The 19,676-nt window shown below is 64.7% G+C and carries 15 protein-coding genes; 10 read left to right on the top strand and 5 right to left on the bottom strand.

All coding sequences use genetic code 11. The features are described from left to right. Nucleotides 1-32: 32 nt before the first annotated feature. Genes IV454_RS09770 through IV454_RS09760 form a run of 3 tightly spaced genes read right to left on the bottom strand, consistent with a single transcriptional unit; the run spans nucleotide 33 to nucleotide 3,552 of the window. A complete protein-coding gene (locus tag IV454_RS09770) occupies nucleotides 33-1,496 on the bottom strand; it encodes an ATP-binding protein (protein ID WP_229522164.1) in 1,464 nt (487 codons plus the stop codon). Continuing rightward, nucleotides 1,489-2,199 carry a response regulator gene (locus IV454_RS09765; protein ID WP_206091320.1) on the bottom strand — a complete coding sequence of 237 codons (711 nt, stop codon included), beginning with the start codon at nucleotides 2,197-2,199 and terminating at the stop codon, nucleotides 1,489-1,491. The genes IV454_RS09770 and IV454_RS09765 overlap by 8 nt, the downstream gene beginning before the upstream one ends. Before the next feature lie 12 nt (nucleotides 2,200-2,211). Then, complete coding sequence (locus tag IV454_RS09760) at nucleotides 2,212-3,552, bottom strand: ABC transporter substrate-binding protein (protein ID WP_206091319.1); 1,341 nt, start codon at nucleotides 3,550-3,552, stop codon at nucleotides 2,212-2,214. A 451-nt stretch (nucleotides 3,553-4,003) separates the two neighbouring features. Between IV454_RS09760 and IV454_RS09755 the strand changes: the two genes are divergently transcribed. The 10 genes from IV454_RS09755 (at nucleotide 4,004) to IV454_RS09710 (ending at nucleotide 13,780) form a co-directional block, all read left to right on the top strand. Beyond that, the gene (locus IV454_RS09755; protein ID WP_206091318.1) at nucleotides 4,004-5,287 is read left to right on the top strand and encodes a maltoporin; all 1,284 of its coding nucleotides are present in this window, start codon (nucleotides 4,004-4,006) and stop codon (nucleotides 5,285-5,287) included. A gap of 111 nt (nucleotides 5,288-5,398) precedes the next feature. After that, nucleotides 5,399-6,652, top strand: coding sequence for an ABC transporter substrate-binding protein (locus IV454_RS09750; RefSeq protein WP_206091317.1), 1,254 nt, complete (start codon nucleotides 5,399-5,401; stop codon nucleotides 6,650-6,652). Between the two features lie 200 nt (nucleotides 6,653-6,852). Beyond that, on the top strand, nucleotides 6,853-7,707 hold the full coding sequence (locus IV454_RS09745) for a carbohydrate ABC transporter permease (protein WP_229522312.1): 855 nt from the start codon (nucleotides 6,853-6,855) through the stop codon (nucleotides 7,705-7,707). Continuing rightward, a complete protein-coding gene (locus IV454_RS09740; protein WP_054265728.1) occupies nucleotides 7,697-8,563 on the top strand; it encodes a carbohydrate ABC transporter permease in 867 nt (288 codons plus the stop codon). Before IV454_RS09745 ends, IV454_RS09740 begins: the two co-directional genes overlap by 11 nt. 33 nt (nucleotides 8,564-8,596) lie before the next feature. Then, nucleotides 8,597-9,727 carry an ABC transporter ATP-binding protein gene (locus IV454_RS09735; protein WP_206091315.1) on the top strand — a complete coding sequence of 377 codons (1,131 nt, stop codon included), beginning with the start codon at nucleotides 8,597-8,599 and terminating at the stop codon, nucleotides 9,725-9,727. Nucleotides 9,728-9,842: 115 nt separating this feature from the next. Further along, nucleotides 9,843-10,622 carry an SDR family oxidoreductase gene (locus tag IV454_RS09730; protein WP_206091314.1) on the top strand — a complete coding sequence of 260 codons (780 nt, stop codon included), beginning with the start codon at nucleotides 9,843-9,845 and terminating at the stop codon, nucleotides 10,620-10,622. A 20-nt stretch (nucleotides 10,623-10,642) separates the two neighbouring features. Continuing rightward, nucleotides 10,643-11,041, top strand: a complete 399-nt coding sequence (locus tag IV454_RS09725; RefSeq protein ID WP_206091313.1) for a dihydroneopterin aldolase — start codon at nucleotides 10,643-10,645, stop codon at nucleotides 11,039-11,041. Then, entirely contained in the window at nucleotides 11,038-11,940 is a 903-nt protein-coding gene (gene ttcA / locus IV454_RS09720) for a tRNA 2-thiocytidine(32) synthetase TtcA (protein ID WP_206091312.1), read from the top strand. Before IV454_RS09725 ends, ttcA begins: the two co-directional genes overlap by 4 nt. 163 nt (nucleotides 11,941-12,103) lie before the next feature. Continuing rightward, nucleotides 12,104-13,474 (top strand): type II toxin-antitoxin system HipA family toxin YjjJ, encoded by a 1,371-nt coding sequence (yjjJ, locus tag IV454_RS09715; RefSeq protein WP_206091311.1) that lies wholly within the window; start codon nucleotides 12,104-12,106, stop codon nucleotides 13,472-13,474. Between the two features lie 42 nt (nucleotides 13,475-13,516). Beyond that, complete coding sequence (locus tag IV454_RS09710; RefSeq protein WP_206091310.1) at nucleotides 13,517-13,780, top strand: type II toxin-antitoxin system Phd/YefM family antitoxin; 264 nt, start codon at nucleotides 13,517-13,519, stop codon at nucleotides 13,778-13,780. Nucleotides 13,781-13,809: 29 nt separating this feature from the next. Here the strand turns inward: IV454_RS09710 and IV454_RS09705 are convergent, their stop codons facing one another. Both IV454_RS09705 and IV454_RS09700 read right to left on the bottom strand, forming a co-directional pair. Then, nucleotides 13,810-15,576, bottom strand: a complete 1,767-nt coding sequence (locus IV454_RS09705) for a M14 family metallopeptidase (protein WP_206091309.1) — start codon at nucleotides 15,574-15,576, stop codon at nucleotides 13,810-13,812. Nucleotides 15,577-15,681: 105 nt separating this feature from the next. After that, the gene (locus tag IV454_RS09700; RefSeq protein WP_206091308.1) at nucleotides 15,682-19,539 is read right to left on the bottom strand and encodes a M48 family metallopeptidase; all 3,858 of its coding nucleotides are present in this window, start codon (nucleotides 19,537-19,539) and stop codon (nucleotides 15,682-15,684) included. Nucleotides 19,540-19,676: the final 137 nt, after the last annotated feature.

The raw sequence follows: 19,676 nt of genomic DNA, 5'->3' as shown, positions 1-19,676 counted from the left end.
CAAAATTGCGTCAACAATGACGTCGACAATCGTCAGCCTCCCCCGGACGCGTTGGGCAGCACCAGGGTGGCGCAAAAGCCGCCGCCCTCGGCGTTTTGCAGCAGCAGCTGGCCGCCGTGGGCCTGGGCGATGCCGCGCGCGATGCCCAGTCCCAGGCCCATGCCGCTGCTATTTTGCTTGCGCCCGTGTTCGAGGCGGACATACGGCTCGAACAACTGGGCCAGCGCGTCTTCCGGCACGCCGGGACCGTGGTCGCGCACCGCGATGCGGATGCTCGATCCGACCGCGCGCACGGCGATCTGGGCCCGTTCGCCGTAATGCAGCGCGTTCTCCAGCAGGTTGCCGATGGCGCGCTTGAGCGCCAGCGGCTTGGCCGTCACCGACAGGCCGGTGGGGTCGAACGACACTTCGTGCCCGGCCAGCTGGGCGCCGCGCACCATGCGCGCCAAAAACGCATCGAGCCGGATTTCGGTCGGGGTTTCATGGATATCGCTGTCTTTGACGCACTGGAGCGCGCCCTTGACCATCATTTCCAGTTCATCGATATCTTCGTGGAATTCGGCGCGCAGGGTATCGTCGTCGAGCAGTTCGGCGCGCAGCTTGAGGCGCATGATGGGGGTGCGCAGGTCGTGCGAGATCGACACGAACAGACGTTCGCGGTCGTCGATGTAGCGGCCGATGCGCTCGCGCATGGCGCCAAAAGCGCGCGCGGTGTTGACGAATTCGCGGCTGCCGGTTTCCGGCAGGGCCGGCATGCGCTCGCCGTTGCCGAAGGCGGTGGCCGCTTCCGACAGCGCCGCCAGCGGGCGCGTGGTCCAGCGCACCACGGGAATCGACAGCATCACCACCGCCAGCAAGGACAATGCGTGCAGCAGCAGGTGGTCGCGCGTAAACAGCTTGCCGCTGTCGAGAAAATAGGGACTGGGCATCAGGGTGGCCAGGTACAGCCAGTGGCCCGGCTCCATTTCCACCTGCATCAGCAGCACCGGGGCCGGCTTGGCCAGCACGATCTGGCGCACCCGGCTCTCCGGCAGGGCCGACAGGCGGGTGCCGTCGTCGGCCACCACCAGCTGCTCGGGCCACACAAAGGCGACCCGCATATTGCGGTTGTTGGGCAGGTCGGCGTGCAGGGTGGACTGCACGGTGCCGAGCGCGATATCGGCCAGCGGCTGCGGTCCGATGCTCTCGGCCGCCACCGCGTCGCGGTTCAGGCCGACGAAAAAGCGGGTGCCTCCCATTTCGCCGAATTGCTGGATGATCAGGGGCCGGTAATTCGGCGGCAAGCTCAAAAAGAAGCGCACGGCGCTGGCGGCGCTGTGGCCGAGCTGCTGGGCTGCATTGGCGACCTCGACCTCTGACTCGGCGCGGCGCTGGCTGGCCCAGATGTAATTACCGGTCAGCTGGGTCAGCATCACGCCGGCCACCATCAGCAAGGTCAGCCGTCCGAGCAAGGATTGCGGCAGGCAGCGCTCCCAGCCGCGCGGGCGCTTACTCATGGCTGCTGATGACGCTGGCGGCGAAGACATAGCCGGCACCGCGCACGGTCTTGATCAGCCACGGCTGCTTGCCGCAATCGTTGAAACGCAGGCGCAGGCGGCTGATCTGCACATCGAGGAAGCGGTCGAACGGCCCGGCGTCGCGCCCGCGCGTGGCTTCGCACAGCACGCTGCGGTCGAGGATTTCGCCGGCATGATCGATGAAATACTTGAGCAGCTGGAAATCGAGCCCCGACAGCGGCACCGGCGTGCCGACATGGTCGACCACCTTGCGCTCGACGGTGTCGATGGTAAAGCCGCCGAAACGGTGATAGCGCGGCGGCGCCGCCGCTTCCATGCCGGTGCGGCGGTGAATCGCCTTGATGCGCGCCAGCAGCTCGCGCGGGCTGTGCGGCTTGGAAATATAGTCGTCGGCCCCGAGTTCCAGCCCGACCACCCGGTCGGCTTCGTCGGAACTGGCGGTGAGCATGATGATGGGCACGTTCGAGCGGCGCCGCACCGCCTGGCACAGGGCAAAGCCGTCGGTGTCGGGCAGCATGACGTCCAGGATCACCAGGGACAGGGTATCCACGCTGCGGTTAAATTCAGTAAAAAAGGACGCGCCGTTGTGCGCCAGGGTGACCGAATACTGGTTCTTTTCCAGGTAAGTCTTGAGCAGTGTCCTGATCTTCTGGTCATCGTCGACGATAAGGATGTTTCGCATTGTGTCAGTTTGTTACCTGTCTTGCGGGCGGCGGCCGATCACGCCTAAACGGCGTTGGGTATCGGCAACGCTTACCCTTTCGTTAAGAAAAAAGCGGTGCAGCTCGGCCACCATGGCGTCGCGTGCGGTTTCATCGGTGGCCATGCGGTGCACCATGCTCGGCACCTGCCCGGCCGGGGACGTGGCGAACAGGGTCCAGGAAGCGCGCGCGCAGGCATCCATGGCGGCCAGGTCGGGTGCGCGCAGCACCGGCACCGAACCCTTGACCCTGCTGTAGTCGCGCTGCAGGGCCGGCTGCATGACCAAGGCCGCCAGGGTTTCCTGGGCGGCGCGCTGGGCCGGGCGCTCGGCCAGCATGCTGAGCATGTCGACGTTATACAGGTGAAAGGCGGCGGTACCGGGCACGGCACCGCAGCCGATATCGCGGTCGCTGTTCAATCCCATGGCGTTGAGCTCGCCTTTGGCCCAGTCGCCCATGACCAGCATGCCGGCGCTGCCGTCGGCCACCTGGCGCACTTCCTCGGCCCAGCTCAGTTCGCGCACGGGCGCGCCCATCCACTTCTTGAGGCCGCGCAGGTGCGTCAGCGCGCGACCCAGGCGCGGATCGGCGAAGGCGGCCGGCTCGCGCTGCTGGAACAACTGGCGAAAATACGCCGCCCCGCCCTCGGCCAGCACCAGGGTTTCGAACAGGGTGGCGACCTGCCATGGTTCGCTGCTTTGCGCCAGTGGCGTCACGCCGGCGCGCGCAAGCACGGCGGCGGCGCGTTCGAAATCGGGCCAGGTGACCGGCGCGCTCAAGCCGTGACGGGCGAACAGGGCGCGGTTGTGAAACAGGATATTGATGCGGTGGATGCCGAGCGGGGCCGCCACCACATGCTGGCCGGGCCGGATTAGGGCCGCAATAGCGGGCAACAACTGGCGCTCCCAGTCGCCGCGCGCGGCCACCTCGTCCAGATCGGCCAGCAGGCCGAGCCGGGCCCAGTCGCGGATCACGATCCCATTGAGCTGGGCGACTTCCGGCGCATCCTTGGCCAGCACCCGGCTGCGCAGCACGATGCCGGCGCCGATGCCCGAGCCGCCCGGCACCATGGCGTCGCGCCACTGCACGTGCTGCTGGCCGAGGCGCTCGGCCAGCAGGTCGACCGCGCGCCGCTCGCTGGCCGACTGCCACCAGTGCAGCACCTGCAGCGACTCGGCCGCGGGCTTGGCTTCGGCTTCGGCCTTGGTCCCGGCCTTGGCCTCGGCCCTGGCCTTGGGTTCGCCCCCCGATGCCGGCAGCACCAGCACAGCGAGCGCCAGCGCGGTCAGCAAGCGCCTGCCGCACGCGCTTGCCTGCCGGGGCAACTTGCCCATTGTCGCTTTCGCCACTATCACGCCCTCCTGTTTGCGGGACAGTGTATAACGAAAAAACCGCACAAAAAATGTAATTTTACTACAGCGATTTGCAAAGTTATTTTGCGAATTGTTTCGTTTTGTTGCAGGCGAGGTCATCGTGTTTTAAGCCCGTTTTCGGTGCCGCGCCAGAGCGAGCGAAGGCAATGACGCGCACCGCGCGATTGTAAAGATATGTTGCAGACTCATCAGACCCGCAGCCGCGTTATCCTTACAAATCAGTCACTTGGAATGTTACAAGGGCCGGGGACGCCGCAATCGTACTTTTTTGCAAGCCAATGCTACTGTCGCCCACGTTGTCGCTTGAACACGCTTTAAGGTGGCCGGGATGTCGACGTAACAGTGCCACAAGCGTGCTGACCAAGGTAGCGCACCCTCGCCCCGCTACTTTACATACTAATAAGGAGACTAAATGAAACGCATTACTTTGAGTACATTAGCAACTGCATTGCTGCTCGCTTTCGCCAGCACCGCCGCTGTCGCCGGGGACCATGAGACCGAGGGCTTCCACGGTTACCTGCGCGCCGGGGTTGGCTCGTCGAACCACGGCGGCTCGCAAAGCTGCTACGGCCTGGGCGGCATCACCATGGCTTACCGCCTCGGCAACGAATGCGACAGCTTCACCGAATTCGGCTACACCCACACCCTGGCCAAGTCCAGCAATGGCGCCGAGTTCGTCGGCACCATCTGGGCCGACGCCTACAAGAACAGCTCGGACTTCGGCGACGCCAAACTGGGCGTCTCGAAAGCCTATGTCGAAGCCAAAAACCTGCCGTTCATGAACGGCGGCATCATCTGGGCCGGTAAGCGCCACTACTACCGTCCCGACATCCACATGCTGGATATGCAGTACATCAACATGAACGGCACCGGCGGCGGTGTCGACGGCTACCCTGTCGGCCCCGGCAAGATCAGCTACGCCGTGTTCAAGGACAACGACGACAACGTCTACTCCACCGATCCGGTCACGGGCGTGCGCACCCTGCGCAGCACCAGCGCCGCGCTGCGCCAGAACGTGGTCTACGAAGGCTTGCCGGTCAACCCGAACGGCACCCTCGATTTCGCCGTCAGCCTGATCCACGCCCAGGACGACAACAACAACGTCACGACCCACAACGGCTACCAGGTCTCGATGTTCCACCGCCAGGCCAAACTGCTCGGCGGCGGCAACACCGTGGGCGTGCAATACGGCGTCGGCCCCGGCACCGGCATCAATGGCCCATGCTGCGCGCGCATGGGTCCTTCCGGCAGCACCCTGCTCGGTTCGGACGTGACGCGCGTGCGCGTGTTCGACGATATCGTGATCCAGCCAACCCGCGACTTCAGCATGGAATTCGTGGCCCTGTACCAGCGCGACAAATCGGACCTGGGCGGCAGCAGCACCTGGACCACCGTGGGCGCGCGTCCGGTGTACGCCCTGGCCGAAAATTTCAAGTTGCAGGCTGAACTGGGCGTGAGCCGCCTGAAGGACAAGCTCAACCCGACGCCCCTGCGCCTGACCAAGCTGACCCTGGCACCGACCATCACCCTGGGGCGCGATTACTACGCCCGTCCGGAACTGCGCGCCTTTGTCAGCTACGGCAAGTGGAACGACGCCGCCAAGGGCGCCGTGAACGCCTTCAACAATGGCGGCCCGGTGTATGGCGACAGGACCAGCGGCACCTCCTACGGCGTGCACCTGGAAGCCTGGTGGTAACAGCAAGGCGGTAGCACGACTCACGCAGCAACGGTGCGCGGTGAACGCCGCGCACCCGCATCGACGCACCTACACCCGCAGTCAAACCAAAAAACGTTGGAGACAAATCCCATGAAAATCAAACACCTCAAATCGCTCCTGGCCGCGGCCGGCCTGGTCACCCTGGCCGGCATGGCGCAAGCCGCGCCGCAAGTCGAAGTGCTGCACTACTGGACCTCCGGCGGTGAAGCCAAGTCGATCGCCGAACTGAAGAAAATGATGGAAGCGAAGGGCGTGGTCTGGAAAGACTTCGCGGTCGCTGGCGGCGCCGGCGAAAACGCCACCACCGCCCTGAAGGCGCGCGTGATCGCCAACAGCCCGCCGACCGCCGCCCAGATCAAGGGCCCGGCCATCCAGGAATGGGGCAATGAAGGCGTGCTGGCCAATATCGACAGCGCCGCCACCGCCGGCAAGTGGGATAGCCTGCTGCCGCCGGTCATCTCCAACGTCATGAAATACAAAGGCCACTATGTCGCCGCGCCGGTCAATGTGCACCGCGTCAACTGGCTGTGGATCAACCCTGCGGTACTGGCCAAGGCCGGCGCCAAGACCCCGACCAACTTCGACGAATTCTTCGCCGCCGCCGACAAGATCAAGAAAGCCGGCCTGGTGGCGATCGCCCACGGCGGCCAGCCATGGCAGGACACGACCATCTTTGAAACGGTGGTACTGGGCATCGGCGGCGCCGACTTCTACAACAAGTCCCTGGTCAAGCTCGACCCGGCCAGCCTGACCAGCCCGACCATGATCAAGTCCTTCGAGACCCTGGCGAAAATCAAGACCTACATCGACAAGGATGCCGCTGGCCGCGACTGGAACCTGGCGACCGCCATGGTCATCAACGGCAAGGCCGGCATGCAATTCATGGGCGACTGGGCCAAGGGCGAATTCACCGCCGCCGGCAAGGTTGCGGGCAAGGACTTCCTGTGCGTGGCAGCGCCAGGCACCGAGAAATCGTTCACCTTCAACATCGATTCGCTGGCCATGTTCACGGTCAAGAATCCGGAAGAGCAGAAAGCCCAGCTGACCCTGGCGTCGGCCGTGATGAGCCCGGAATTCCAGGAAGTGTTCAACCTGAACAAGGGTTCGATCCCGGCGCGCGCCAACATTTCCCGCGCCAAGTTCGACAGCTGCGCCACCAAGTCGATGGATGACATGGCCGCCAGCAACAAGGGCAACGCCCTGCTGCCAAGCCTGGCCCACGGCATGGCGCTCGATTCGGCCAAGGCCGGCGCGATCCAGGACGTGGTGGCCAAGTTCATGAACTCCACCATGACCCCTCAGGCAGCGGTGCAGGCACTGGCCAAGGCAGCAAAAACGCAGTAAGCCTCTCGTAGCACCCCGCGCGCGGCTCACGGCCGCGCGCGCACCCGTCAGCCCGGCCCGCCGCATTGGCGCCGGCCTGCATCCGTCTTTTGGAGATCTAATTCATGTCCGCTTCCTCCCTGACTTCCAGTCCGGGGCCGCAGGCGCGCACGCGCGCCCCCGCGGTTCCCGGCCGCTGGGCCGCCCGCGTCGACGCAGCGATGGCGCGCCTGGTGCTGGCGCCCACCATCCTGATGTCGCTGGTATTCGTGTACGGCTTTATCGTGCTGACCGCCTTCCTGTCGCTGACCGAATCGCGCATGATGCCGCGCTTCGAGTACGCCGGCTTCGGCCAGTACACCACCCTGTTCGGCCTGGATCGCTGGTGGACCGCGGCGGCCAACCTGGGCATCTTCGGCGGCCTGTTCATTTTGCTGTGCTTGGCCATCGGCCTGTCGATCGCGATCCTGCTCGACCAGCGCATCCGCGCCGAGGGCGCCCTGCGCGCGATCTACCTGTACCCGATGGCGCTGTCCTTCATCGTCACCGGCGCGGCGTGGAAGTGGATTCTTAACCCCGGCCTCGGGCTGGAAAAAATGCTGCACGACTGGGGTTTCGTCAACGCTAGGCTCGACTGGCTGGTCGACTCCGACATGGCGATTTACACGGTCGTCATCGCCGGCGTGTGGCAATCGTCGGGTTTTGTGATGGCGCTGTTCCTGGCCGGTTTGCGTGGCGTCGATGACGCCATCATCAAGGCCGCCATGGTCGATGGCGCCAGCCTGCCCACGATCTACCTGCGCATCGTCATTCCGGCGCTGCGGCCGGTGTTCTTCAGCGTGCTGCTGGTGCTGTCGCACATCGCCATCAAGAGTTTCGATCTGGTGATGGCGCTGACCGCCGGCGGACCGGGCACCTCGTCCGACGTGCCGGCCATTTTCATGTACCAGTTCTCGTTCACGCGCGGCCAGCTTGGCCTGGGCGCGGCGTCGGCCATGATGATGCTGGCCACCGTGCTGGCGGTGCTGGTGCCACTCATGTACCTCGAAACCAAAGGAGCGCGCCATGGACGCTGATCAGAAGCAGCTCACCCCGGGGCGTATTTTCATCTATGTGCTGCTGACCCTGGTGGCCTTGTACTACCTGGCGCCGCTGTACGTGATGCTCACCACCTCGTTCAAGTCGCTCGAGCAGATCCGCACCGGTACCATCCTCGACCTGCCGCTGGCCCCGACCACCGAAGCCTGGACGCGCGCCTGGAGCGGCGCCTGTACCGGCGTGCGCTGCGAGGGCCTGGCGCCCTACTTCTGGAATTCGGTCAGCATGACGATACCGGCGGTGCTCATTTCGAGCCTGATCGGTTCCCTCAACGGCTACGTGCTGGCGCACTGGCGCTTTCGCGGCTCGAACGTGGTGTTCACGGCCCTGATGGTGGGCTGCTTCATTCCGTTCCAGGTAGTGATTTTGCCGATGGCGCGCCTGCTCGGCATGGCCGGCCTGGCCAACACCACCACCGGCCTGATCATCGTGCACATCATCTATGGGGTGGCGTTTACCACCCTGTTCTTCCGTAACTACTACGTCACCGTGCCGGAAGAATTGGTGAACGCGGCGCGCATCGACGGCGCCGGCTTTTTCACCATCTACCGCCGCGTGATCTTTCCGCTGTCGCTGCCGATCTTCATGGTCTGCTTCATCTGGCAGTTCACCCAGATCTGGAACGACTTCCTGTTCGGCGTGGTGTTCGGCGGCGCCGATGCGCAGCCGGTCACGGTGGCACTGAATAACCTGGTCAACACATCGACCGGCGTCACCGAATACAACGTCAACATGGCCGCCGCCATTATCGCCGCGTTGCCGACCCTGGGACTGTACCTGGTGGCTGGCAAATACTTCGTGCGCGGGCTGACCGCGGGCGCGGTCAAGGGCTGATTTCAACTCATTCAAGGCAGGAGAAACACAACGATGGCCAGTTTATCGATCCGCAATGTGCGCAAGGTGTACCCGAACGGCGCTGAAATCTTAAAAGGCATTAACCTCGAGATCGAGGATGGGCAGTTCCTGATCCTGGTCGGCGGCTCCGGCTGCGGCAAGTCGACCTTGCTCAACATGATCGCCGGCCTGGAAACGGTGTCCGAAGGCGAAATCCTGATCGGCGACAGGGTCGTCAACGACGTGCCGCCCAAGTCGCGCGACATCGCCATGGTATTCCAGTCGTACGCGCTGTATCCGACCATGACGGTGCGCGAGAATATCTCGTTCGGCTTGGGTATCCGCAAGGTGCCCAAGGCGGAGCAGGAAAAAATCGTGGCGAGGGTGGCCGAAACCCTGCAGATGACCCACCTGCTCGACCGCAAACCAGCCTTGCTGTCCGGCGGCCAGCGCCAGAGGGTGGCCATGGGGCGTGCCATTGCGCGCGACCCGTCGCTGTTCCTGTTCGACGAACCGCTGTCGAACCTGGACGCCAAGCTGCGCGTGGAAATGCGCGCCGAGATCAAGCTGATGCACCAGCGCCTGGGCACGACGATTGTCTACGTCACCCACGACCAGATCGAAGCGATGACCCTGGGCGACAAGATCGCCGTCATGCGCGACGGCGTGGTGCAGCAGTACGGCAGCCCGCAAGAAATCTATGACCGCCCGGACAATCTGTACGTGGCCGGTTTCATCGGCTCGCCGTCGATGAATTTCCTGAAGGGCAAACTGGTGCAGCACAACGGCGGCACCGCCTTCACGCTCGATGTGGACGGCGAGATCGCCCTGCTGCCGCTGCCGGACGGCGGCAGCCAATACGGCGCCTGGCACGAGCGCGAAGTCATTCTCGGCATCCGTCCCGAACACGTAACCGATGCCCTGAGCGCGCGCCAGTCGGGCGCCCACGAAGGCTACGAGCCGACCGAAGTGACCTGCATGGTCGAGATGACCGAGCCGACCGGTCCCGATACCCTGGTGTTTACCTGGGTGGGCGGCGTGCGCGCCACCTGCCGCACCCACCCGCGCGCGCACGCCGTGCCGGGTGAGCGCATCAACCTTGCCTTCGACCTGTCGCATGCGATCCTGTTCGACCCGGCCACGGAACAACGGTTGGGAGCATAAGGGAGCCAAAACCGGAGCGGTTTGGGTAGCTTGAGCAAACTTTAGGCGATAATAGCGGCTCGCGCCGGCGCGGCGCCCGATCCGCCTGTTTTTCTGCCTATTAGTCTGCTCATTTATGCAACAACCCGCATCCACCGCACGCCAGCCGGTCGCCCTCGTGACCGGCGCCGGACGCCGCATCGGCCGCGCCATCGCGCTCGGCCTGGCGCGCGCCGGCTGGGACGTGGCGCTGCACTACCGTTCGTCCGAAGCCGAAGCGCGCGAGGTGGCCGCCGCCATCGGCGCGCTGGGACGCCGGGCCGCCCTGCTGCAATGCGACCTGGCCGACGAAGCCGGCGTGCGCGCCCTGCTGCCGCGCGCGGCGGCGGAACTCGGTCCGGTCGGCTGCGTCGTCAACAACGCTTCGCAGTTCGACTACGACAGCGCGGCCGACTTTTCGCCGGCGCTGCTGGCGAGCCACATGCAAGCCAACGTGGCCGCCCCCATCCTGCTGGCCCGGGCCCTGCACGCAGCCACGCCGGCCGGCGAGCAGGCGGTCGTCATCAACCTGCTCGACCAGAAGCTGTACAACCTCAATCCCGATTTTCTGTCGTACACCCTGTCCAAGGCCGCCCTGCACACCGCCACCAGCATGCTCGCGCAAGCGCTCGCGCCGACGGTGCGCGTGGTCGGCGTGGCGCCCGGGATCACGATGCTGTCGGGCGAGCAGACCGAGGCCGGCTTCGCCCGGGCCCACCGGGCCACGCCGCTGGGGCAATCGAGCACACCAGACGACATCGTGGCCGCGGTGTGCTACCTGGCGGGCGCGCGCGCCGTCACCGGCACCACCCTGGTGGTCGACGGCGGCCAGCACCTGATGCCGCTGGCGCGCGACGTGATGTTCCTTACCAAATAAAACAACCTGAAAGACTCCCTATGCTGTCCGCCCTGTCCCACCCCAAGCTGAGCGCCTGCCGCCGCCTGTTCCTGCGCAATTACGAAGTGATGATCAACATCGGCGTGCACGACTTCGAGAAAAAGGGCGAGCAGCGCGTCCTGATCAACGTCGATTTGTACATTCCGCTGGCGCTGTCCACGCCCAAGGACGACCAGCTGGCCGAAGTGGTGGACTATGACTTCATGCGCGAAACCATCGCGCGCCGCATGGCCCAGGGCCACGTGCACCTGCAGGAGACCCTGTGCGACGACGTGGTGCGCGCGATGCTGGCGCACCCGAACGTGCACGCGGTGTGCGTGTCGACCATGAAGCCGGACGTGTATCCGGACTGCGAAGGCGTCGGCGTCGAGGTATTCCAGATCAAGGAAACAGCATGAGCGAAGCGGACGTGATCGAGCGCAGCGCCGACAAGGTCGCCCACGAAAACCAGAAGCTGCACAAGCGCCTGTGCCGCCAGGTCGGCCAGGCCATCGGCGACTTTAACATGATCGAAGACGGCGACAAGGTGATGGTGTGCCTGTCGGGCGGCAAGGACAGCTACGCGCTGCTCGATATCCTGTTGACCCTGCGCGAACGCGCGCCGATCCACTTCGAGATCATCGCCGTCAACCTGGACCAGAAGCAGCCGAACTTCCCGGCCGATATCCTGCCGGCTTATCTGACCAAACTGGGCGTGCCGTTCCATATCGAGAACCAGGATACCTACAGCATCGTCAAGCGCCTGATCCCGGAAGGGAAGACCACCTGCTCGCTGTGTTCGCGCCTGCGGCGCGGGATTTTGTACCGGGTGGCCGATGAGTTGAAATGCAACAAGATCGCCTTGGGCCACCACCGCGACGACATCCTCGAGACCTTTTTCCTGAATATGTTCTTCGGTGGGAAACTCAAGGCCATGCCGGCCAAGCTGGTGTCCGACGACGGCAAGCACATGGTGATCCGCCCGATGGCCTACGTGAAGGAAGCCGATTCGGAGCGCTACGCCGAGGTCAAGCAGTTCCCGATCATCCCGTGCGACCTGTGCGGCTCGCAGGAGAACCTGCAGCGCAAGCAGATCAAGAACCTGATGCGCGAGTGGGAGAAAAAATATCCGGGCCGGGTCGAGAGCATTTTCTCGTCGCTGTCCACCGTCGTGCCGTCGCACCTGATGGACCAAGAGCTGTTCGGGTTCAAGGATATCAAGGCCGATGGCGTGGCCAGCCCGCTGGGCGATATCGCTTTCGACGAGGAACCGTGTTCGACGCCGACCATGGGGACGATTCCGCTGCAGCCGATGTGAGGCTGATGGTTTTGACTGAAAAGCCCGCCGATGCGGGCTTTTTTACGTCGACGGCGGGCGAGCGTATGATTCTATTCACGAATCCATTCACGAATCTATTCATTCGGGTTCTTCTTCCCTGTGACAGGGGTGCAAACGAATCTATTCACTCGGCGCTGGTACGATGGCCAAGAATGAGCATATTGACAAGTTAAGATGGCTGTTGCTGCGCGGGCCGGCCAGCGCATCGACGATCATGGATGCATTGGCGGTCAGCCAGTCGACCTTGTCGCGTCTGTGGCAAGTCATACCGGATGGCGTTGTGCTGGGCGCGGGCAAAGCGCGCCGGTATGCGCTGCAACGCCAGGTGAGCGGGATTACAGCCCCGGTCCCGGTGTTTTGCGTTTCCACGGCGGGCATGGTCAGCGCCATCGGCGACCTGACCGCGCTTCAGGGAGGCTTTTACGTGCTGACCCGGCCGCACAACCGGGCATACACCTTGTACACAGGCATGCCCTGGTTTCTCAGGGACTTGCGGCCACACGGTTTCCTGGGCCGGTTCGAGCCGCGCAAACATCGGGACCTCGACCTGCCCACCGATATCCTCAGGTGGACCGATGAGCATGTGCTTCAGTACCTTGCGCGGCGCAGCGAACACGCGGCCGGCAACCTCATTCTAGGCAATGAATCGTACGCCAGGTATATCGCCGACCGGAGCGGGATGCGCGCGTCGCTCATCCCGCAGGACTGGCGCGCCGCGCTGTATCCGGTGATGGCCGAACAGGTGATGCAGGGAGAGCCGCCGGGTTCCTCGGCCGGTGGCGAGCAGCCCAAATTCACCGCGGTGGTCGAGCGCAGCGAACAGGGCCTGGTGGAGCATGTGATGGTGAAGTTTTCTCCACCCGTGGACACACCGGGCGGACGCCGCTGGGGCGACTTGCTGGTCTGCGAACATCTGGCGCTGGCGGTCCTCGCGCGCCACAACATCGCCGCCGTCAGCACCTCGATACTAAAAAGCGGAGAACGGGTATTTCTTGAAGTGGTACGGATCGACAGGGTCGGACTTGAAGGGCGCCGGCCCATGGCGACGTTGGAGGCATTCGATGGCGAGTTGGGCATGCTCGATCAATATTGGACCGCGGTGGCGCAGGAACTGGGACGCATGGGCAAGCTCACCGAAGACGATGTCGCCACGGTGGCCATGCTCGATCTTTACGGGGCGCTGATCGGCAATACGGACCGGCATCACGGGAACATCGCGCTGTCGTGGACACCGGATGGCAAGCGCCGCTTGCTCGACGCCTACGACATGCTGCCGATGCTGTACCGCCCGAGTGCGCACGGCGAAGTGACCGAGCGCGAATGGGTGCCGAATCTGGGAGCGCGGCTCGATTTACGCCATCTGGGCGTATGCTACCGCATGGCGCTCGCGTTCTGGAAGGACGTCATGGACGATCCCCGCATTTCCCCTCCTTTCAAGACCGACGTCGCCCGCCGGCATATGAATACGGTACATCAACTCGATTCCGGCGCTGGCAGCGGGGCGCCGGATTGAAGTGCAGGCGCGCTGTAACGATACGGAACGACGGAGGACTACATGAGAATCATTCATTTTTCCGATGCACGCAACAGCCTGAGGGCCGTTATTGATCAGGTTATACAGGATGCCGATGTGACGGTGATTTCACGCGGGGATGGGCCTGACGCCGTGGTGATGTCCTTCGACTACTACACCAGCCTGTTGGAAACCGTGCACTTGCTTGGCTCGCCCGCCAACGCCGCGCATCTGGCGAAATCCATCGAGCAGGCACGTGCTGGTAAAGCCAGGCAAACGAAGCGACGCAAGTCCAGGGCCGGTTGAACGGCCCTGTTTGTTCGTCTGAAAATTCCTTACGGCGCCACCGCCGTGCGCAGCACCGGATACAGGTTCAGGCGCTCGTCATACGAGGTGTGGCGCCTGGCGAAAAACTCCAGCCGCGCCTGGGGGTTCTTGGCGAACGCCGCATCGCTGTCGACCTTCGCCTTGAACGCGGCCGCCAGCGCCGGATCGGCCGCCATCATCTCGCGCGCGACCTCCTCGGCCACATAGTCTTCCATGTATTCCTTGCGCTCGAACGCGGTGTTGAACATCCCCCACTGGACCAGCGAATCCGGGCCGGCCGGCTCGAACAGGGCGATTACCAGGCGCGCCTTGGCCTGCGCCACCGGCACGAACAGCGCGCCCTTCTCCAGCGCGCGCGGCTCCGCTTTCCACGTGCCCTGCACCGTCACGCGCTGGTGCGATTCGAGCGAAGCCGGTGCGTACGTCACCTTCTCGGCGCGGAAGGTTTCCACTTCCGCTTTCGCCTTGGCGTCCACTGCGCCCAGGGTGCGGTAAGCGATGCCGTGCTGGCCCAGCTTACGCGCCACCATGGCCGCATGCGCGGCAGGCACGATGTAGCCGGCCTTGGGCGCGGTGGCCATCACGTCGGGCACAATCTCGTCGCGCAGCGGCACGGTCCAGATTTGCGGTTTGGTTTCGTCGTAACGCGTCATCAAGGCGCCCGATACGTCCGACGGCGTGCGCGTGTACGCGTAACCGCGGAAGTCGATCATGCGCACCTTGTCGGTGGCCTTGTAAGTGAGCGGCAGCTCGGTACCGCCCAGCCGCGCCGCACGCGCATCGGCGTCGCGCGCCGCCGCCTGCCACGCCTTGCCATGCTGCGCCACCTGGTCGAGCACCGACACCACCGAATTGCGCGTGATGCGCACCCGGGTCGGATAATCCTTCCACGAATGGGTTTCGACCAGCATGCCAATCCGGTTGCGCAAGGCAAAATAGCCGGTCGAGAAACGCGGGTCCGAGACGCCGTCGGCAAAGCCGGATGCCGGATTGTCGTCTTCCGCAAACGACATGTAGAACGGCTGCGGCAGGGAGCCCAGCTTCGTGATATCGGCCAGCACGCCGCTGCGCAGCGCCAGCCCCGCCTTGCGGAACTCGGCATCGGCCGAATGCACCGGCTCCACCTGGATCGAAATATCGTGCTCGAACTTGGCGCCGTCGGTCACGTGCAGGTCGACATAGACCAGCGGATCCCACGCGTTCACCAGCGCCAGCATGGCCTGCATTTCAATGGAGTCGGCCTTGGCGTAATCGCGGTTCAGGTTGAAGTTCTGGGCGGTGGTGCGCCAGCCCATTTCAACCGGGCCGCGCTGGTTGGGGCGGTTCCACTGCTTGAAGCGTTCGTGGCCGTCGACGTTGAAGACCGGGACGAACAGCAGCACCTGCTTGTCCAGCGCTCCCGGCGCGGCGCGGTTGTCCAGCACCTCGCGCAGCGCCAGGAAGCCGGCATCCTTGCCATCGATCTCGCCGGCGTGGATGCCGCCCTGGACCAGCACCACGGGGATGGCGCGCGCCGCCGCGGCTTGCGCCGTCATGGCACCGGTGCGCGTGACCACCAGCGCCTGCATAGGCCGCCCTTCCGGCGTGCGTCCGAACTCAATGCACTTGACCTGCTTCGGATAGGCTTTCTGGAACGCGGAGCACAGCGCGATGACTTCGTCGTAGCGGCCGGTTTTCTGGAATTGCGAACGCTCCGCGACGGTGCTCAAGTCGGGGGCGGCGTGCGCAAGGGGCACGGCGGACAGCAGGGCAAGCAGCAGCGCAGAACGGATCATCGGTAAAGCTCCGGCAAAGTTGTCAATACAGGGCGCACGGTGCGCGCGAACCGGAAATTATAGTCGGCTTTGCGCGCCCGGTATTGGCAATGTCGCAGGCAGTGCTTACGCCGCATTGAAGTACGGCCGCTCCGATATGAACAGCAGGCGCTTGACCGCCACGCGCCACTCGGCCGGCGCCTTTTGCCCGAGCAGCACCAGCGTCGCGCTGTACGCATGCGCGCGTACCGAGGGCGGGACGGTGTCGATCAGGCGCTCAGCCGCGCGCGGGTCCTTGCCGGCGGCGATGCTGTCGAAGAAGGCCAGCATCTGCTGCTGGTATGGTCCCGCCGCCTCCAAGGTCGATTTACGGAACGGCGCGGTATCGTAGCCGTGCTTTTGCGCCAGCGCGAGTCCAACCCAAGTGGTGGCGCTGTCGGTGCCGGCCGCGAACGGCAGCGCCATGGCGCGTTTGATCATGTCCGCATCGGCGCCATCGGAAGCGGCGGCCAGGCGCAGCACATGCGCCGCGCGTGTCGGATTGTCTTCCGCGATCTGGTGCGCTTCGTTCAGGCGTCCGGTCGACAGGGCGTAATAGGCGCGCAGCGGCGAGTCCGAGGACAGCGGCCCTTTCTCGATCGTCACCAGTTCCTGCAGCCGGCGTGAATCTTTCACCAAATCGCCGAGATCGGCGTCCGGCGCGAGGTAGCGTCGTACGCGCGCCAGGTCCAGGCCTGCATAGTTGCTTCCGCCAGGCGTGGCGCGCACGATTTGTTCGAGATCGGGGGCAGCGGCGCTGAAGTCTTTCGAGTGCAGCTTGTCGTACGCGGACCAGCGTGCCAGCCAGAGGTTCCCGGGCCAGCGTGCGCGCGCCTTGAGCATCAGGCGCTTCACGTTCGGATCTTCGTGGCGGCAGCGCAGCGCGAGATAGAAGGCGTCGCCGTCGTCGGGCTGCGCGGCCGCTTGCGCGCCCAGTTCCGCGCACAGCACAGGCTTGCGCGCCTCGCTGGCCAAGTCCATTTCGGCGCGCCGCAGGAACACGTCGCGCGGCTCGCGCCGCAAGCGTTCCTCCAGCACGGCCGCATATTCGGGGAACGTGGCGGCGTAGGTGAACCAGCTTTCGCTGTACGCCAAGGTGGTAGCGTCCCAGCGCGCGTGCATCAGGCCCGCATGTTTTTTCTGCGCCTCGTCGGTCAGCGTGCCGAGCTGGGTTTCCGGGGCTTCGTCGGCCAGGCCGTCAAGCACGCTACGATAGCCGCCATTGCCCTTGCCGGTGATACTCTTGGGCGGTGTGGCAAACAGGAAGTCGACATTGCTGTCGGTCCAGCGCAGCGCGCCCAGTATCTGTTCCGCTCTGGGCTTGACCTTGCCGTAATTTGCCCACCAGTTCACCAGCGGCGTGGCCGACGCCACGTTGTAGACCGGATGCCCGCCGCGCCTGGCCTCGGCGTCGAACGCTTCGATCAACCGGCCATCGCCGCTGCGCGTCTCGACATGGTGCTTGCCCAGCGCCGGCACGGTCAGTTCCCGGTTCATATGCGCCGGCACGCTCACCGTCTTGCCGTCGATGTTCACGTTCACTGGCGTACCCAGGCCGTTGTACACAATGATGACCGGATCGCTGCCGAAGGCCGACACGCCGCCGCGGGTAAAGGAACCGGCGCTCAGGACCGCGAGCACGATTGACGCGGCCACCAGCAGGCGCGCGGCGCCCGGCACGAAGCCGTCGGCCCGCTCGAAGCGCGCCCGCCAGCTAAGCTTCTGCTGGCGCTTGCGTTCGGCGCCGGGCAGCAGCACCGGGTACGACGGCGGCGCCTTCGATGGCCCCGGCGCGGCCGGCATCGCTTCGCCCCCGCGCGAGCAACGCGCGATCATGGTTTCGGTGATCAAGAGCTCTTCAAGGGCGTCCAGACGCAGCGCGTCGAGCGCGTTCGTCAGGCGCCTGGCCCAGCTCTCGGAAGCGCGCATCCATTCGTTGATGTTGTCGATGTAGGCCAGTGACAGGGTAAATTCGCCCAGCGCCTGGCGCCAGTCGGTATTGAGCTCCATGCGCGCGGTCAGGCGCGCGTCCAGATGCACCGCGCCGGCTTCCTTGTAGATCTGGTCCATGACGTAATGCAGTTCGTTGGCCTGGCCGACCACGCGCGAGACCCCTTCGGAAGTCACGCGGTGTACCGCCGTGACCACCGCCGCCGCGTTATTGAGCATGCCCTGCGCGTCCTTCAGGTCGGCCAGACGGTGTTCGGCGTAATGCACCATCGCCAGCAGGCCGTCGAGATAGGCTTCCCAGCCGCCACCAAGCTGGCGCGCCATGTTCTGGTGCCAGCTGCGGCACATCCAGTCGTGCCGCTGCAGGCGCGCGTTGACCGCATCGATTTCCTCGCGCACCCGCGCCAGCGCCGCCGGCAGCTGCTTCTTGCTGAATTCTTCCCCGCGCAGGCGCACCACCCCGCCCGGCGCCGTCAGCACACCGGCGATCAGCGCGTCGAGCTGGGCGCGTTCGTCTTGCAGGGTGCGCAGCAGATGGACGTCGGCCGTCAGCGAGGCCGGGTACAGCGTTCCCAGTGCTTCCGGCGCCGCCGGGTAGTGGCCCTCGCGCAGCTGCGCCAGGGACTGCGCATGGCGGGTCAGCGGGCGGGCGAAATACACGCCGCAGTAACGGCGGTTGTACTGTTCGCGCTTGAACGGACGCGCCAGCAGCTTGAGCGATTCTTCCAGGTCGATCGGGGTGGATTCGCCCTCGCCCAGCAGGCGGCTGGTCATCTGCTCGCGCAGCGCGGACGGGCGTTCGAAGATCGACCAGGCACTGGCCGGGTCGATCGGGGCGGCCACGTAAATGCGCTTGGCGTTCGCTTCGCGTTCGTGATTGAGCGGGTGGGAGAGCCACATTTTGGAAGGCTGCGCCAGTTCGGCCTTGAACACGCGGTGCTTGGCCTGCCCCTTCTCGGGCAGCGGCGGGACTTCGGCATAGGCGCGGTCGTTGAGGATGCTGCTCATACGCTGCAGCATGTGGGTCTGTACCGCGAAGGCGTCGCGCGTGGCGCGGCCGGCGGCGTGTTCGTCGGCGATGAAGACCAGCGCGCGCTCCCACGCGTCGTCCGCGCCACGGGTGCGGTGCAGCGCGTGAATCAGGGCGTCGCTGCCGGTCAGCGACACGGCCACCAGGTCGGCCTGCATTTCCATTTCGCGCGACAGGGCGCGCTGCATCACCACCACCACCCGGAACAGGCTGTCGATCAGCGAACGGATCGACCAGATAATCACTTGCAGCACGCCCACCGCCATGGTCAGGCGCAAATCGATCCTGCCCACGCCGACCAGGAATTCGTCGAACTTGTCGCGCCGCGCGACCATGTGGCCGGCGATCTGCTGGGCCACGTAGACCCAGCGCCCGACCGCCATCGAGCGCTGCGCGAAATGGCCGAATTCGTGGGCCAGCACGGCGCGCAGTTCGCCGCGCGAGAGCGTGTTCACCAGCGGCAGGCCGATTTCCAGGTTCTTCTTGGACGGGAAAATCAGGTTGAACAGCGACAGGTCGTAGAACACCGCGGCATTCACCCTGGCCGACAGGAACACCTTGTGCGGACGCGGCGCGCCGGCGGCATCGGCCAGCTCGAACAGATAGGCGAACAGGCGCGGCTGCTCACTGGCGGTGACCTCGTGCAAATCCTCCAACTTGGCGTTACGCACCGAGAAAATCGCCTTGAGCATCATCACGCCAATGAACAGCGAACAGGCAGCCATGATGTAGGCGAAAAGGCCGATGTCGCTGCCGGCGCCGTCGACGAAGACCTGCCAGGGCGTGTACAGGAACCAGCCGGCCAGGCCGCAGTACAGCGCGACGAACAGCAGCAGGCCGGCGACCGCGAGGCGTGCGCTGTTCTTGTAGGCGCGGCTCGGGGCGGTCAGGCGAGCCGTCAGCTCGGGCGACGGGGCGTTGATCGGGGCGTTGATGGCGGTCTCCTGGCGTTGAGGAAGGTGCAAAGATGCAAAACGTTCAATTTTAATGGAGAAACGCTGGAGGGCTTTGTCTAAACGCAATATATATGCACAAAATGCAACGACGAGCATGCACGGCATGGCGCTTGCCTGATGCGGCCGGGCGCAGATCAGCGGCACTT

The organism is Massilia antarctica (assembly GCF_015689335.1).
GTDB classification, from domain to species: domain Bacteria; phylum Pseudomonadota; class Gammaproteobacteria; order Burkholderiales; family Burkholderiaceae_D; genus Telluria_A; species Telluria_A antarctica.
Note: the sequence above shows the minus strand (reverse complement) of the source record. Positions and strands in the feature narration are given on the sequence as shown.